Raw genomic sequence first — 16,130 nt, 5'->3', positions numbered from 1 at the left:
ACGCTGATAATCCTCGCGTCGGCCACCTCCATCGCAGGTCGGCCTGTTTGCAACGACGACGAGGACAGGATCATGACGCACAGAACCACAACCGAGCCGGGCGACCTCGCCCGCCATCTGCTGAAACTGGCTAGAACGCTGATCGCCGGGGTGGCAGTGGCTGGCGCACTGACGGCCGAGGCCGCCAACCGTACCGCACCGAAGCCGGACTGGAGCCCGGCGGACATGCCGGATCAGGCTGGCCGCATCGTGCTGGTCACCGGCGGCACCAGTGGCATGGGCTACGAAGATGCGCTGGCGCTGTCGCGCGCCGGCGCCGAGGTGATCATCGCTGCGCGCAATGCCGAGCGCGGGCAGGAGGCGATCGAGCGGATACGTGAGCAGGTGCCGGATGCCCGCGTGCAGTTCGAGGCGGTCGACCTGGCCAGCCTGGCCTCGGTGCGCAGTCTGGCCGAGCGCCTGCAGCAGCGCCTGCCGCGTCTCGACGTGCTGATCAACAATGCCGCAATCATGGCGCCGCCTGAGCGCGGCACCTCGGCCGACGGTCACGAGCTGCAGCTGGCCACCAACTACCTCGGCCCGTTCGCCCTGACAGCGCTGCTCATGCCGCTGCTGCTGGAAAGTGACGATGCCCGGGTGGTCAGCCTCTCCAGTATCGCGGCCGGGCGTGGCCAGCTGGACTTCGCGGACCTGCAGGCCGAGCAGCGCTACAACCCCTACGCCACCTATGCGCAGTCCAAGCTCGCGGTGCTGATGTGGGCCATGGAGCTGCAACGCCACAGTGACGCATCCGGCTGGGGCATTCGCAGCATCGCCGCGCACCCCGGAGTAGCCGTCACCGAGCTGGTCGAGCGTGGCCCAGGGCTGGACAGTGAGTTCGCCGCCAACTGGGCCAAGGACCGTGACAACTACCACTCCGCCGCCCAAGGCGCGCTGCCGACGCTGTATGCCGCCACTGCGCCCGACGCCATCGGCGGTGCCTACTACGGGCCGACCGGCGAGGAAGAAAAACGCGGGCCGCTGGGCTTTGCCAGGGTTCCAGACGCCGCCGCGAACCAGGCGGATGCCGCCCGGCTGTGGCAACTGTCGGAACGCCTGACCGGCGTGCGTTACCCCTGAATCCACGGGCGCGGCCTTGCGCTCGCGCCCTGTTCTCACTTCATTCTTCAGGAGCGCGCCCATGAGCACGCCATCCGTTGTGCATCGCCTGAGTGCCGCGATCAATGCCGAAGCGCATGAGCTGCGCCCGGCACTGAGTGGTTTCCTGCTGTTTTTCTGTCTGTTCGCTGGCTATTTCATGCTGCGCCCGATTCGCGAGTCGATGGGCATCGCCGCCGGCGTGGAAAACCTGCAATGGCTGTTCACCGCCACCTTCTTCGTCATGCTGGTAGCCGTGCCCCTGTTCGCCTGGCTCAGTTCCCACGTACCGCGCCTGCATTTCGTCGATTGGGTGTACGGCTTCTTCTGCCTGAACCTGCTGGGCTTCTCCGTGCTGTTTCTGCTGCAGGGTGACAGCGCCTGGCTGGCGCGGGTGTTCTACGTGTGGATTTCGGTCTACAACCTGTTCGTCGTGTCCGTGGCCTGGAGCCTGATGGCGGATGTGTTCGACAGCGCCCAGGCCAAGAGGCTGTTCGCCTTCATCGCTGCTGGCGCGAGTGTCGGCGGGCTGGTCGGGCCGGCGCTCAGCGCGCTGTTGGTCGGCAGCCTGGGCGAGTCGGGGCTGATGCTGCTGGCCGCCTTGTTGCTGGGCGCGGCGCTGGCGCTCAAGTTCTCGCTGATGCGCTGGCGCGAGATCGGCGGAGCGGGGCGCCCCGGCGCGGCTCCGGCGGAGAGCACGCGCCGGCCGGTGCCCGGCAACCCCTTCAGCGGCCTGACTCGGGTGATGCAGTCGCCCTATCTGCTCGGCATCGCCGGTTTCGTGGTGCTGCTGGCCACTGTGACCACCTTTCTCTACTTCGAGCAGGCACGCCTGGTGGCCGAGCTGTTCCCCGACCGCGCCGCCCAGGTTCGCGTGTTCGGCATCATCGACGTGGTCGTCCAGGCGGGCGCGCTATTGTCGCAACTCTTCATCACCGGGCGCCTGGCGCAGAAACTCGGCGTGCGCGTGCTGCTGGCCATCGTGCCGCTGCTGGTCGGCGTCGGCTTTGTCGGCCTCGCGCTGATGCCCAGCTTCGCCGTGCTCGCGGCGCTGATGATCGTGCGCCGCATCGGCGAGTACGCGTTCGTCCGGCCCGGCCGCGAAATGCTCTTCGCGCCGCTGGATGCCGAGAGCAAGTACAAGGCGAAGAACGTCATCGACACTGTCGTCTACCGCGCCGGCGATGCCGTCAGCGGTTGGGGGAAGACGGCACTGGACATGTTCGGGCAGGGCGCCGGCCTGGTCGCCGTGGCCGGCGCGATCTGCGCACTGCTCTGGGGCTATCTCGGCTGGCAGCTCGGCAAGCAGGCGGACAGGCGAGCGGAGGTGCGGGTGGGCACAGCTGTGGCGGGTGAGGGGGGAGCCTGAGCGGAACGCTAGCGGTGGCGGGTTCGAGGTTTGGCTGGTGTCAGCCTTGCAGGTGCGGCGCTTTGGTTCGCCAAGAGTCACAGCTTGGTGAGCCTGCGCTGAGGCTGAAGTCCCAAGCATGGTATCCGCTGCTTTTACCGAAGCGGCGACCGGCTTTTCGCGCGGTCGCCGCGCTTCATGCGCCGGTCAGAAGCTGACCACCGTCTTCAGTCCGACGACCACCACGTCCTTGTCTTCGTCGAAGCCGCCTGGTCGGTGGAAGTACTGGATGTTCGGCGTCAGCGAGAGGGCGGGTGTCAGCGCCACGCGGTAATACAGCTCGGCCGGGTATTCCACGTCGGGCACCGGGTCGCCCTGTTCGCGCAGGCGACGGCGGGCATCGTCGTTGATTTCCAGGCGCCCGAGGCCCAGGCCAAGCTCGTCGTTCGGGCGCGAGGCGAATGGCGCGGAGAGCATGCCGCCAACCTGCCAGACCCGCTCGATATAGGTCACGTCCGGGTCGGACTGGATGAAGTTGGCGAACAGCTTCAACCGTCGCGCCGGCACCGCGGCGCTCTGCCAGACCTGCTGCTCGGCCATCAGGTAGCCGCCCGTGCCCTGGTCGTGCTCGGCGGCTGATGCGCCGGAAAGCGACAGGGGCAGGCCGGAGCTGTCGCGGTACAGGTCCTCGAAGTCGCCGGTATTGCGCCACAGGCCCAGCCGATAGGCGCCGGGCTGGCCGGCAACGGTCGGCGTCCAGCCCAGCTCGGCGACCGCGTGGTAACCGGTGGTGCCCGACGGGCTGCCGAAGTTCAGGCGCTGGCTGCGCTCGGTGAAGCGCGGATTGACCTGATAGATCGCAGTCTGCAGCGACCAGGCTTCGTTCAGCTGGTAGCGCGCGGTGGCGCCCCATTGGCTGATCGGCCAGGTGTACCAGTTCGATGTGATGTAGCCGGGCACCGTGCCGCAGAAACCGAGGTTCTGGAACGGGCAGGCGAAGGGGTAGATATCGCCGCTCATGGGAAGGCGGCCGAGCTTGACCAGCAGGCGGTCGTCCAGCAGCGCCTGCTGGTAGTAGAGCTGCACCAGGCGGGTCGCGCTGCCGTAGCCGTAGATTTCCTGCGGTTGCAGGAGCACGCCCAGGTCCGCTTCGGCATTGAGGTTCTCGCCGTTGCGGTTGGTCAGCGTGAAGTGCAGGCCAGCGCCGGACCAGCCCAGCAATCTGTCCAGGTCCAGCGCCGCATCGAACATCAGCTGGTCGGCGTAGGTGCCGGTATGGTCGTCGCCGCCCTGGGTGTTGCGGGCCAGTTCGTTGACGTAGGTGAATTGCAGGTCGACCCCGGCCTCGTGCAGGCGGGTGCGGGCGCCGTTCCAGTCGCCGAAGAGAAACTGGTCCGGTGAATATTCGGCCGCTTGGGCAGAAGTGAGCAGGCAGGCGACGAGAAGGCCGCTGCCGCAGCGCAGGCTTGTTGTCATTGTTCTGATCCTTTGGGATGTAACGGTGCGGGTGCCGCGAATACCGTTAGCCGCCATGGGAGTGGGCATTCACGGTATTCGCGTGCGTTTCTGCTCAGTGGTAACGCCTGGCTACTCAGGCGTTACCGGTTCAACTGTTTGGTTGGCGATCGAAGGTTGCCGACCTAATGGCCGCCGCCCGATTTCACCCCGTCGTGTGCTTGCCTGCGCACGAAATGGCGAATGCTTTCCAGCTCTGCATCGGTCAGATCCGGGAACTTGGGCATGCCATTGACGAGCAATGCTCCACCGCGCACCACGCTCTCAAACGCTTTTTCGCTGCCTGTGAGCAAGATCGGCGACTCCCGCAGATCGGGTGCCTTCATGCCCGCAACAGCCCCGGCGCCGTGGCAACCAACGCAGAGGTTTTCCGCATAGACACCCGCGCCCGTCTCGGCCTTTTCGGCATCGACTTCAAACTTCTCATCGATGATGGGTTTGGCGAGTTGCGGCGCCGGCTGTTCTGGAACGACCGCTTTTCCGTCAAGCGAGAAGGTCATGATGCGGCGCTCATGCGCACCATATTTCCAGCCATGGCTTTCAAAACCCAGTTCGCCTGAGCCGCCGAAGTTGGAAGCCAATGCACCACCAGGGCCCACCAGCAGGGAAACCATCTGCTTGCCATCCAACTTGTAAGTGATCGGTGGCGCGGAGATACCGAGGCCGACGTCATAGGACCAGAGTTCTTGACCGGTGCGTGCGTCATAAGCCTTGAACAGGCCATCGGGCTCGCCCTGGAAAACCAGGTTGCCGGCCGTGGTCAAGGTACCGCCGCCCCAAGGACTCTTCTGATTTACTTGCCACACGCGCTTGTTCTTGACCGGGTCCCAGGCCTGCAACGAGCCCCGTGACTCGTGCGGGTCCTTGGTCAATTCCCAACCGGTCAGCCCCAGGTAGAGTTTGTGGCTCGCCATCTTATGGCCAGGCTTCGTATTTTTACCGTCGTCCTTGAAGGTGTTGCCTAGATGGTTGGTGGGGATAAAGGCAAGATTCAGCTCGGGGTTATAGGACATCGCGTGCCATGAGTGCGCACCGAATGCCGATGGATAGATATTCTTCTCGCCGTCGGGATACCTGGCGTCGTCGGCAACGATATGGCGCTGCTCTTTCAGGTCGTACCTGGTTGACCAGTTGGCATCGGCGAATTTCTCCGCGGACAGTACCTTGCCGTTCGAACGGTCGATCGTATAGAAGAAGCCGTTTTTGGGGGCGTGCAATACGGCGTCAACATCCTTGCCGTCTATTTTCAGATCGGCCAGCACGATGTCCATGTTCGAGTTGTAGTCCCAGGTGTCACCCGGGGCAGTCTGGACATGCCACTTGTATTCGCCCGTATCCGCATCGACCGCCACGACAGAACACAGGAACAGGTTGTCGCCACCCTCCGGGCTACGCACCTTGATGTTCCAGGGGCCGCCGTTACCTGTACCAAAGATGAGCTGGTTGTACTTGGCGTCGTACGTCCAGCCGTGCCAGGCATTACCGCCGCCGCCGTTCTCCCACCAGCGGCCACTCCAGGTCTTGGCCGCCATCTCCTGAGCGGCATCCTCGAATCCATCGGCAGGATTGCCGGGAACGATATAGAAACGCCAGACCTGTTTGCCGGTTTCGGCATCGTAGGCAGTTACATACCCACGCATCGGACCAAGTTCGGTGCCGCCATTGCCGACGAATACCTTGCCGTCGAAGGCCTTGGGATGGCCGGTGATATTCAACGGCTGGTCGTGATCGAATGTACGGGTCTGCCAGACTTCCTTGCCGTCCTTTCGGTTGATTGCAATCAGGCGGCCGTCCCAGGTGGCAATGAACAACTTGTCGCCGTAGGTTGAAAGTCCCCGGTTATGCTTCCAGAAGACCTTCTTCATATTGTTGTCGAGGATCTCTTTGGAAACTTGCGGATCGTATTCCCAAAGCTTCTTTCCCGTGCGGGCATCGAACGCACGTGTTCTGTTCATTTCGCCCACATAGTACATGACGCCATCGACCACCAAGGGCGTTCCGACCATATCTGAGCGGTCAGGTAGCGGCGAATACCATTCAGGTTTGAGTTGGCTGACATTATCTACGTTGATGTCCTTGAGCGGGCTGAACCGTTGTTCGGAGTGTGTGCGCCCGTAAGCCAGCCAGTCAGCAGTGTTTGATTCATCGGACAATTCCTTGTCTGTGATGATTCTGTCTGATGCATGCAGCGGCGTGATCGCAAAAAGCGAGGCGGCCATCATCAGGTGAACCCTTAGGTTTGACTGTTTTAATTTCATTTTTATTATTTCCTTGTTTAGGGTTTCAGGCGTGCGTGGGGTACAACGAGCATTTACGGATAAAGCTCTTCTGGCATTTCTTTTGTTATTAAGTCGATTCCGGTATGAGCCCCCGTAATGGCGCGAAACAACATGCACCTATCACGGCTTTTCGAAATCTTTATTCAAACTTCTATAACTTCTGGCCGGCTTCATTGCGCTCTGGTTGCCAGTGTTGGGGCCGTTGTGCCCTGCTGGGTGAGGCTCCTCGGAAGACGGTCACCGCTTCGCCTGGACTGGGCAGGGCGAAGTGTTGGATACCCGCGCTGGCCGGGCGGGTCGGGGGTGGAATAGCTCATGGGGTTTTCCTCCGATGCATGGCCGGACCGGTTGGTGGCCGTGGTGTTTTTCAAAGCACGGGGGAGGGTGGACCGGCGACCGTGCCTGTGGCCGGGCAGGGCAAGGGGCGGGCGCCGAGTTCCAGGCCTTGCCAGGCCAGCACACGTTGATAGCGGTCGGACAGCGACTCGGCTTCGCTCCAGGCGCCTGGCAGTCGCTCACCGAGCGCCAGATGACTGTCGGCCGCGCAGCGCAGGTCGCTGGCGCAGGCGTGATAGAAGCGGTTGACGATGTCGGCCATCGGTTCGCGCCAGTCGTCCATCAGCACCGCCGCATGGGCGAGCACCGCCGGGCGGCCATCACGGCTGCGCCGCCAGCGTTGCGCTGTGCCGGCCAGCTTGCGGCCTTCCAGCGTGAGGTTGTAGCGGCCGTCGCAGAAGGCACCCGGAACCGCGCCGACTCCGGCCCGCAAACCATGCTCGGCGAGCCACAGCGCCAGCGGATCGAGCAGTCGCTCGTAGGCAATGACGATGCGCTTGCCGGCCTCGTCTTCGATGGGCAGCGCGCAGGCGAGGGCGATATTGAGCACGGCAGGCGACTGCGGCACTGGCTCGCCGCCGGTGTCTCGCAGCAGGATCGGCCAGCCCTGCGCCGCGCAGCGTTGGCTGGCCAGGGCGAAACCGGGGCGGCGCTCGAAGCTGCCGGGCATCACCAGCGCCTGGCCGGTCGGGCGCCAGAGCAGCAGCTGGCAGTCGAACAGGCCATCGCAGACGCGCTGCAGCAGGGCACGTTCGGCATTCAGGCCGGCCGCTACACTGAAGCGGGCGATGCCGTTCATGCCGCACCCTCCTCGATGCGCCGGCACAGGTCGTCGAGGAAGTCCGCTGCCGGCGCGCCGTTCACGGCGCGATGGTCGAAGGTCAGCGACAGGCCCAGCCATTCGGCCTCCACCAGCGCACCGCTCGCGCTCAGTTCCAGCCGACGTTGCACGCCGCCGATGCCGAGGATGGCCACCTGCGGCGGGTTGAGCACCGGAGTGAAGTGGTGCACCCGCGACAACCCCAGGTTGGACACGGTGAAAGTGGCGCCGGTCAGCTCCTTGACCGACAGCTTGCCGGCCAAAGCCTTGTCCACCAGCGTCTTGCGCGCCTGGCACAGCTCTTCGCCGTCCAGCTGTTCGGCATTGAACAGCGCCGGTGCCACCAGCAGGTCGCCGGGCAGGGGGATGGCCAGGCCGAGATGCACCGCCGCATGGTGGTGGATCACCTCGTCGGCCAGGGTGGCGTTCAGGCCAGGATGCGCCTTGAGCGTTTCGATCACCTTGAGCAACACGAGGTCCTGCACCGACACCGCACTGCCAGCCGTCTTGAGTTCGGCGCGGCGGGCCTTGAGCGCATCCAGCCGGCATTCGGCGTGGTGGGTCAGCTGGGCGGTGGTCTGCAGGCTCTCGAGCATCTTCGCCGCGATCATCTTGCGCATGCCCTTGAGTGGCACCCGCTCGGGGGGCAGTGCGCCGGACAGGTTTTCCAGTTGCGTCATGGCTATTCCACCTGGGCGATGACTGCGCCCTTGGCGATCACCGCGTCTTCGTCTTCGAGGATCTTCAGTACGCCGGCCACCGGCGCTTCGATCTCGAACTGGGCCTTTTCCGACATGATCTCGGCGACCAGGTCACCGGCGGCGACTTCGGCGCCGTCGCTCACCAGCCAGGAGGTGATCACCGCTTCGGCGTCACCTTCCCAGAGGTCATCTGCGATCACGATGGGGGTTGGGTTACTCATGGGGTCATTCCTTGTTCAGGGCGTGATAGGCGGCCACGATCTTGTCCGCATTGGGCAGCGCCCATTGCTCCATGACCGGGGTGAAGGGGATGGGGATGTCGGGGAAGGCCACCCGTTGCGGGCGTGCCTTGAGCATGCCGATGTCGTGCTCGACGACGCTGGCGATGATTTCGCCGCTGACGCCGAAGCTGTGGTAGTCCTCGTCGATCACGATCAGTCGGCCGGTCTTGCGCACCGAGGCGATGACGTGTTCGCGGTCCAGCGGCACCAGGCTGCGCAGGTCGATGACCTCCGCGCTGACGCCATCCTTTTCCAGCAGCGTGGCGGCGCGCAGGGCGTGATGCACCCCGGCGCCGAGGCTGACCAGGCTGACGTCGCGGCCCTCGCGCACCGTCTTCGCCTTGCCGATCTCGACGATGTAGGGCTCCTCCGGCACCGGCACCGTGGCGCCTTTCTCGGTGCCCAGCCAGCCCATGCCCTGCAGCGCCTTGTGGAAGAGGTAGACCACCGGGTTGTCGTCGCGGATGGCCGCGGTCATCAGGCCCTTGGCGTCGTAGGCGTTGCTCGGCACCACCACCTTCATGCCCGGCAGGTGGGCGAAGGTGCCGTAGAGGCACTGCGAATGCTGGCCAGCGTCCGAGTAGCCGGCGCCGGTGGAGGCCATCAGCACCATGGGCACCGGCACCTTGCCGCCGGAGAAATAGGTGTTCTTGGCCATCAGGTTGTAGATGGCATCCATGCAGACGCCGAAGAAGTCGACGAACATCAGCTCGACGATCGGCCGCATGCCGTCCGAGGCGGCGCCCACCGCGGCACCGATAAAGGCCGTTTCGGAGATCGGCGTGTCGCGGATGCGCGTCTTGCCGAACTCTTCATAAAGGCCACGGGTGTTGCCGAACACACCGCCGAGCTGGCCGATGTCCTCGCCCATCACGAATACGCGCGGGTCCAGGCGCATCTCCTGGGCCACGGCTTCGGCCATGGCGCGGGCGACGGTGAGCTTTCTCTCTTTTACTGCTGTGGTCATGGTGGTCTCCTGCTCAGCCGGCCAGCGCGCTGGGGCTGACGATGATCTTGACGTTGCGGTCCTTGTGATTGGCCAGCTCCTCGAAGCCCTGCTCGAGGATGTTGTCCAGGCCGATGCGGCCGGTGATCAGCGGGGTCACGTCCATGCGCCCGTCGGCGATCAGGGCGATGACGTCGGGGAACTCCCCTGCATAGGCGAGCGAGCCGATCACCTGTTTCTCGGTGGCGACGATCTCGAAGAAGTTGAATTCCGAGGGCTCCTCGAAGATGCCCACCATCACGCAGCGACCGGCCTTGCGGATCACGTCGAGGGCGAGCTTGGCGGTGGCCTTGTGGCCGATGCACTCGAAGGAGGTGTCGGCGCCGTAGCCGCCGGTGAGCGCCTTGATCTCGGCGATGGCGTCGCACTCGCTGGGGTCGATGACCCGCGTGGCGCCGACTTCCAGCGCCTTGGCCTTGCGCGCAGCGGACATTTCCAGGGCGATCACCTGGCCGGCGCCGGCGGCCTTGGCGCACATGATGGTGCACAGGCCGATGGTGCCGGCACCGACCACCACAACCGTCTCGCCGAGCAGGCTGCCGGCCTTTTTCACCGCGTGCATGCCGACGGCCAACGGTTCGATCAGCGCGCCGGCCTCCAGCGGAAAGCCTTCGGGCAGGCGGTAGAGCAGCTCGGCGGGTACGTTGACGAACTCGGCAAAAGCGCCGTTGTTCATCAGGCCCGTGAAGGCCAGCTGCTCGCAGAGGTTGTACTGGCCGGTCTTGCAGAAACGGCACTGGCCGCAGTGCTGGCAGGCATCGGCGGCGACCTTGTCGCCCGGTGCGTAGCCTTCGACGCCGTCACCGGTGGCGACGATCTCGCCGCAGAACTCGTGGCCGAGGATGCACTGACCCCTGATGCCGGTGAGCGGGTGGGGCGCATCCACCGGGATGAACACCGGGCCGGCGAGGTACTCGTGCAGGTCGGAGCCGCAGATGCCGCACCAGTGCACGCGGATCTGTACCCAGCCCGGTTGTGGCGCGCCGGGCAGCGGTACCTGTTCCAGGCGGATGTCCTTGCGACCGTGCCAGACGGCGGCGGTCATGGTGGCTTGGCTGTTCATGGGTGTTCCTCTTGTTGTTCTGGCTGGTGCCGTTCTCGGGACTTCTTTCGCGAGCGAGCTCGCTCCTACGGGGTCGGTCTGTCACGTGCCGGCTTGTAGGAGCGACCTTGGTCGCGAACCGGTGGCTCCGGTGCTCGTTCGCGAACTCGCTCCTGCGGTGCGTTACACGAACACCTTTTCCATTGCCTCTTCCGGGCGCGGGTAGGGGCTTTCGCGGGCGAAGGCGACCGCTTCGTCGATACGGCCGCGGGCGCGTGCGGCGATGTCCTCGGCCTGGGCCTCGGTCATCACGCCTTCGTCGATCAGGCGCTGGCGGTAACCGGGAATGGGGTCCTTTTTCATCAGGCCGTCCTTCTCGCCCTCGGGGCGGTAGGTTTCGCCGTCGCCCATGAAGTGGCCGGCCAGGCGGTAGGTCTCGATCTCGATAAGGGTCGGGCCGCCACCGGCACGGGCGCGCTCGATGGCTTCGCCGGCCGCGCGGAACACGCCGTCCGGGTCGTTGTTCTCGACGAACACACCGGGCATTCCGTAGGCCGCGGCGCGCACGTGGTGCTGCTTGATGCAGGTGGCGCTGGCCTTGGCCACCGAGATGCCCCAGGCGTTGTCCTCGATGACGAACACCACCGGCAGCTTCCACAGCGCGGCGAGGTTCAGCGTTTCGTGGAAGGCGCCCTGGTTGGCCGCACCCTCGCCGATGAAGGACACGGCCACCCCGGGCTTGCCCTGCATCTGCCGCGACAAGGCGGCGCCGACGGCCGGCCCCATGCCTTCGGCGATGATCCCCGAGCAGGAGAAATTCACCCGGCCATCGAACAGGTGCATATGGCCGCCGCGGCCGCCGGAAAGCCCGGTGGCCTTGCCGAAGATCTCGGCCATCATCTCGTTGAGGTCGACGCCCTTGGCCACGGCGATGTGGTGCGGGCGGTGGGTGGCGGTGACGATGTCGCCGGCCTCGAGGTGCGCACAGACGCCTACCGCGCAGGGCTCCTGGCCGTTGGAGAGGTGCATCTCGCCGGGAATCGGCCCCTTGGCCATATTGAACACCGGCGTCTTGCCTTCCATGTAGATGCGCTCGATGGATTCCTCCATGTAGCGGCTGGTCAGCATCTGCTCGTACATCCACAGGCGCTGCGAGTTGTTGGGCTGGGTCATGGTCGACTCCCTTGTAGTGGTGGTCAGATCGCGCGTTCGTTGAGCAGCCGGCCGATCTGCTCGGCCTGGCGCAGGGCCAGCGCGACGATGGTGAGGGTGGGGTTCTGGCCGCCGCTGGTGGTGAACTGGCTGCCGTCGGAAACGAACAGGTTGGGGATGTCGTGGCTCTGGCCCCACTTGTTCACCACGCCGTCACGGGCCTTGGCGCTCATGCGGTTGGTGCCCATGTTGTGGCTGGCCGGGTAGGGCGGCAGCTCGATCACGTCGGTGGCGCCGGCGGCCTCGTAACACCTGGCGGTGGCGGCGACGCCGTGCTTGCGCATGGCGGCATCCATGGGGTGATCGCTCTTGGTCACCACCGAGATCGGCAGGCCGTACTGGTCCTTCTCGGTGGCGTGCAGGGTGATGCGGTTGCTTTCCAGCGGCAGGTCTTCGCCGCACAGCCAGACGCCAGACATGTGGTTGTACTTTTCCATCCGCGAGGCGAACTGGCGGCCCCAGCCCTTGGGCGTCGGGTCGAGGAAGGCGGACAGGAACGGCAGGCCGAGGGCGAGGATTTCCAGGCGGTAGCCGCCGACGAAACCGCGCGACGGATCGTTGTACGACTCGTCGGAGATGACCCCGGCGCAGGTGGTGCCGCGGTGCATGTTCACCGGCTTGGGCATCACCGCGAAGATGCCGGCGGTGGTGTGGGTCATGTAGTTCCTGCCGACCTGGCCGGAGGAGTTGGCCAGCCCGTCGGGGAACATCGAGGAAGCGGAGTTGAGCAGCAGGCGCGGCGACTCGATGGAATTGCCCGCCACGCAGACCACCCGGGCCTTCTGCCGCTGGATGGTGCCCTGGGCGTCGGCGTAGACCACGCCGTTCACCTTGCCCTTGGCGTCGTGTTCGATGCGCAGCACCATCGACTGCGGCCGCACCTCGCAATACCCACTGGCTTCGGCGCGGGGAATGTCGGTGTAGAGCGTCGACCACTTCGCGCCCATCTTGCAGCCCTGCATGCAGAAGCCGATCTGCTGGCAGGCGGCGCGGTCGTCGTAGGGCTCGGTGTTGATGGCCATCGGCCCGGAGAGGATCTCCTTGTAGCCGACCCGCTTGGCGCCGGTGGCCAGCACCTTGAAGGAGTTGTGCCAGGGGTGATAGGCCATGCCGGTGCTGGGGCCGGTCACGCCCATGTGCTTCTCGGCCTTCTCGTACCAGGGCGCCATCTCTTCCAAGGTTATCGGCCAGTCCAGCAGGTTGGCCCCGGCGATGTCGCCGTTGATGCTCCGCATCCTGAATTCGAAATCACGGAAGCGCAGGGCGATGCCGGCCCAGTGCACGGTGCTGCCGCCGACGCCCTTGACGATCCAGGCCGGCAGGTTGGGGTTGTTCTCGGCCAGGTGCCAGTCGCCGGCGGCGATGCGCTTGTCGAGCCAGGAGATCTTCTTGAACATCGCCCACTCGTCGTTCTCGATGTCCTCCAGCGTGTGCCGCTTGCCCGCCTCGAGCACCACGCTGCGAATCTTCTGTTTGGCCAGCGCGTTGGCCAGCGTGCCGCCGCCAGCGCCGGAGCCGATGATCACCACGACGCCATCGTCGTCCTGGGCAAAAGTTGCCATGGGGTATCCCTCTCTTGTTCTTGTTGTCGGCGCCGCGAGGCGCCCTGGCTCAGAGCCAGTTGAGATCGTCGAAGCCGCGGTTGACGTAGCCGCCGTATTCCCACGACGAGCCCTCGTAGCCGAACAGCGGGAATAGCGTCTTGTTGTCGTACAGGCCGAACATCAGGCTGCTGCGCACCGCCTTGAAAAACGGGGTGTTCTCGATGTCGCTGAGCAGCGCCACGCGTTCGGCTTCGTCCAGCTGTTCGAAGCGCTTGCCGTGGGCCTTGCGTGCCTGACGCTGCAGCTCGTCGAGCCCGCCGCCGAGCAGCGCCGGCTCCTGTTCCGCGAGGTCGAGCAGGGGCTGTACGTAGTGGCGATCGCTGATGAAATCGTGGGGGAAGATGTCGCGACCCATGCGCAGCAGGCCGTCAGGCAGTTCCGCCTGCCGCTCCTCGGCGAGCAGGTTCACCGGGATCAACTGGCTCAGGCTCAACGCCAGCAGCGACTGGCTGGACAGAGAAAGAAAACGTCGACGGTTTAGCGTGCCGTGCGGACGAGCTGAATCGTGCATGACAGTAGCTCCTGATTATTACCAACAGCACTGAGGGGAGCAGGCGGCTGGCGATCTTGTTATGCGAAGAGTTTGTTCCGCACAGGGTGATCAGCAGGGGTCATGCCAACTTTCATGTATGAATATTTATTTACCTATCTGTATGAATTTAAAGGATTTATCTTGTTTGAAGTGGATGGCCGTATCAGTGGTGTAACGCAAGTTGCGCGTTACACCTGTAAAGCGTTGTAAAGCGCTTTACAACGTGCGGCTAATATTTGAAACACCCGAGCAGGCATACTTCCAAAGTTCAGGCTGGTCCTGACGGTTCAATCGTTTATCCTTCAGTACACTTCATAACAATAAAGCGTTTCGCTGAGGCGCCCGTTGCCATCCGCTGCGAGCGTTTCGAGGAGGATGCATGAACCTGCTCTCCGGTCCCGTGAGCCATATCGACGCGGTGCTGACGCTGGCCAACGCGCCGCATCTTTCCGCTGACCGCGATCCGATCATTGCGCGCTCCTGGCGCCGCTGTGTGCACGACTACGGTCTGGACCCGGCGCGTCCGTCCGAGGCGCGCTTCGTGCCGCGGCAGGTTCTGCGCGAGCACCAGGACCAGGCAGACGAGCTGATCAACGTGGCCCGTGCGGGCGTGGAGCAGCTCTACCGGCAGGTGGCCGAGCTGGGCTACGTGATTCTGCTGACCGACAACCGCGGCATCGCCGTGCAGTTTCTCGGCGATCCGGCGGACGAGAAGGCGCATCGCAAGACCGGCCTGTATCTGGGCTCGGACTGGGGCGAGGACCACGCCGGCACCTGCGCGGTCGGCACCTGCATCAAGGAACAGCAGGCGCTGACGTGTCATCAGCACGATCACTTCAGCGTCTGGCATACCAACCTCACCTGCACGGCGGTGCCGATGTTCAACCCCCAGGGGCAACTGCTGGCGGTGCTGGACATCTCGGCGCTGCATTCGCCGCCGTCCAAGGATTCGCAGACCTTCGCCCTGCAGCTGGTCAAGCAGTACGCGCGGATGATCGAGGACGCCTACTTCCTGCGCCTGTATCGCGACCGGCCGATCCTCTGTTTCGATGGCTCGCGGGAGTTCGTCCTGATCAACCGACGCTACCTGCTGGCGCTGGGCGATCAGGGCGAGCTGCTGGCTGGAAACACGGCCGCGCGCGGACTGCTGGCCGAACATGGGCTGGCGCTTTCCGGCCCGTTCGGCACCTCGAACCAGGTGCATGTCGATCAGTTGTTCGACTGCGAACTGGCGGACGTGCTGAGCATTCCCTACGCCAGCCACGATCAGGTACGCGCTTTCCGCACCCATCGCCATCAGCTGTTCTTCGCGGCGCTGATGGAACCGCGCCGCCGCGCGCCGGCAGCGACGGAGCGCAGCTCGCCGGCCGGGCAATCGCCGCTGGATGCGCTGGCCGACGATGACCCGGTCATGCGCAAGATGCTCGCCCGCGCGCACCGGCTGTGCAGCGAGCCGCTGAACGTACTGCTCAACGGCGAGACCGGCACCGGCAAGGAACGTCTGGCCAAGGCGCTGCATGAAAGTGGCAGCCGACGCAGCAAGCCGTTCGTGGCCATCAACTGCGGAGCGATGCCCGAATCGCTGATCGAGAGCGAACTGTTCGGCTACGCCCCGGGTACCTTCACCGGGGCGCGCAGCAAGGGCATGCGCGGCCTGATCCAGCAGGCCGACGGCGGCACCTTGTTCCTCGACGAGATCGGTGACATGCCGCTGCACCTGCAGACGCGCCTGCTGCGCGTACTGGCCGAACAGGAGGTGACGCCACTGGGCGCCGAGCGGCCGGTGAAGGTGGACATCCGCGTGATTGCGGCCAGCCACCGTGACCTGCGGCAGATGGTGGAGAGCGGGGCGTTTCGCGAGGATCTGTTCTACCGGCTCAATGGCGCGTCGCTGAAGCTGCCGCCGTTACGTGAGCGGGCGGACAAGGCGTTCCTGATCGACCGCGTCTTTGCCGAGTTGGCCGAGGGGCGACCGGGCAACCCGCACCTGCGTGGTGATGCGATCAGCGCGCTGCTGGCCTATCCCTGGCCGGGCAACATTCGCGAGCTGCGCAACGTGCTGCAGTACGCGCTGGCGACCTGCGAGGGGGACGAGATCACCGTGCAGGATCTGCCGGATGAATGCCTGCCGCGCATTCTCGCCCGCAGCCGGCAAGCCGAGGCGGAGCCAGAACCCGAGTCGGCCGCGGCCTTGCGCGAGACGCTGCGTCGCCATCGCTGGAACGTCAGTGCCGCGGCGCGCGAACTCGGCGTGTCACGGCCGACGATGTACCGCCGCATGCGCCTGCTGGGGATCGAGGCGCCGATCTGACGTGAG

At 64.9% G+C, this 16,130-nt stretch carries 13 protein-coding genes; 3 read left to right on the top strand and 10 right to left on the bottom strand.

The window, feature by feature from the left end; genetic code table 11:
- Positions 1-72: 72 nt before the first annotated feature.
- Positions 73-1,119, top strand: coding sequence for an SDR family oxidoreductase (locus PSTAB_RS14440; RefSeq protein WP_013983498.1), 1,047 nt, complete (start codon positions 73-75; stop codon positions 1,117-1,119).
- 61 nt (positions 1,120-1,180) lie between these two features.
- Positions 1,181-2,506 carry an NTP/NDP exchange transporter gene (locus tag PSTAB_RS14435; protein ID WP_013983497.1) on the top strand — a complete coding sequence of 442 codons (1,326 nt, stop codon included), beginning with the start codon at positions 1,181-1,183 and terminating at the stop codon, positions 2,504-2,506.
- A 186-nt stretch (positions 2,507-2,692) separates the two neighbouring features.
- Here PSTAB_RS14435 and PSTAB_RS14430 read toward each other — a convergent pair whose 3' ends face one another.
- From PSTAB_RS14430 to PSTAB_RS14385, 10 genes are all read right to left on the bottom strand, one after another.
- Positions 2,693-3,961 carry a carbohydrate porin gene (locus PSTAB_RS14430; RefSeq protein ID WP_013983496.1) on the bottom strand — a complete coding sequence of 423 codons (1,269 nt, stop codon included), beginning with the start codon at positions 3,959-3,961 and terminating at the stop codon, positions 2,693-2,695.
- Positions 3,962-4,125: 164 nt separating this feature from the next.
- The gene (locus tag PSTAB_RS14425; protein WP_013983495.1) at positions 4,126-6,258 is read right to left on the bottom strand and encodes a PQQ-dependent dehydrogenase, methanol/ethanol family; all 2,133 of its coding nucleotides are present in this window, start codon (positions 6,256-6,258) and stop codon (positions 4,126-4,128) included.
- A 388-nt stretch (positions 6,259-6,646) separates the two neighbouring features.
- Positions 6,647-7,414 carry a lipoate--protein ligase family protein gene (locus tag PSTAB_RS14420; protein ID WP_013983494.1) on the bottom strand — a complete coding sequence of 256 codons (768 nt, stop codon included), beginning with the start codon at positions 7,412-7,414 and terminating at the stop codon, positions 6,647-6,649.
- Positions 7,411-8,115: a 2-oxo acid dehydrogenase subunit E2 gene (locus tag PSTAB_RS14415; RefSeq protein ID WP_013983493.1), complete on the bottom strand. Its 705-nt coding sequence runs from the start codon at positions 8,113-8,115 to the stop codon at positions 7,411-7,413. The genes PSTAB_RS14420 and PSTAB_RS14415 overlap by 4 nt, the downstream gene beginning before the upstream one ends.
- Positions 8,116-8,117: 2 nt before the next feature.
- Positions 8,118-8,357 carry a lipoyl domain-containing protein gene (locus PSTAB_RS14410; protein ID WP_013983492.1) on the bottom strand — a complete coding sequence of 80 codons (240 nt, stop codon included), beginning with the start codon at positions 8,355-8,357 and terminating at the stop codon, positions 8,118-8,120.
- A gap of 4 nt (positions 8,358-8,361) precedes the next feature.
- A complete protein-coding gene (locus PSTAB_RS14405) occupies positions 8,362-9,384 on the bottom strand; it encodes an alpha-ketoacid dehydrogenase subunit beta (protein WP_013983491.1) in 1,023 nt (340 codons plus the stop codon).
- A gap of 13 nt (positions 9,385-9,397) precedes the next feature.
- Positions 9,398-10,468 (bottom strand): 2,3-butanediol dehydrogenase, encoded by a 1,071-nt coding sequence (locus PSTAB_RS14400; protein WP_041771972.1) that lies wholly within the window; start codon positions 10,466-10,468, stop codon positions 9,398-9,400.
- Positions 10,469-10,648: 180 nt separating this feature from the next.
- Positions 10,649-11,638 carry a thiamine pyrophosphate-dependent dehydrogenase E1 component subunit alpha gene (locus tag PSTAB_RS14395; protein WP_013983489.1) on the bottom strand — a complete coding sequence of 330 codons (990 nt, stop codon included), beginning with the start codon at positions 11,636-11,638 and terminating at the stop codon, positions 10,649-10,651.
- Positions 11,639-11,661: 23 nt separating this feature from the next.
- Complete coding sequence (locus PSTAB_RS14390) at positions 11,662-13,239, bottom strand: GMC family oxidoreductase (RefSeq protein ID WP_013983488.1); 1,578 nt, start codon at positions 13,237-13,239, stop codon at positions 11,662-11,664.
- 49 nt (positions 13,240-13,288) lie between these two features.
- Positions 13,289-13,792, bottom strand: a complete 504-nt coding sequence (locus tag PSTAB_RS14385; protein ID WP_013983487.1) for a gluconate 2-dehydrogenase subunit 3 family protein — start codon at positions 13,790-13,792, stop codon at positions 13,289-13,291.
- Positions 13,793-14,192: 400 nt separating this feature from the next.
- Between PSTAB_RS14385 and PSTAB_RS14380 the strand changes: the two genes are divergently transcribed.
- Positions 14,193-16,124: a sigma-54-dependent Fis family transcriptional regulator gene (locus tag PSTAB_RS14380; protein ID WP_013983486.1), complete on the top strand. Its 1,932-nt coding sequence runs from the start codon at positions 14,193-14,195 to the stop codon at positions 16,122-16,124.
- The last annotated feature ends 6 nt before the right edge of the window (positions 16,125-16,130 follow it).

The sequence above is a fragment of the Stutzerimonas stutzeri genome, from assembly GCF_000219605.1.
Taxonomy (GTDB): domain Bacteria; phylum Pseudomonadota; class Gammaproteobacteria; order Pseudomonadales; family Pseudomonadaceae; genus Stutzerimonas; species Stutzerimonas stutzeri.
The sequence above is the reverse complement of the archived record's forward strand: the minus strand, read 5'-3'. Positions and strand labels throughout refer to the sequence as shown.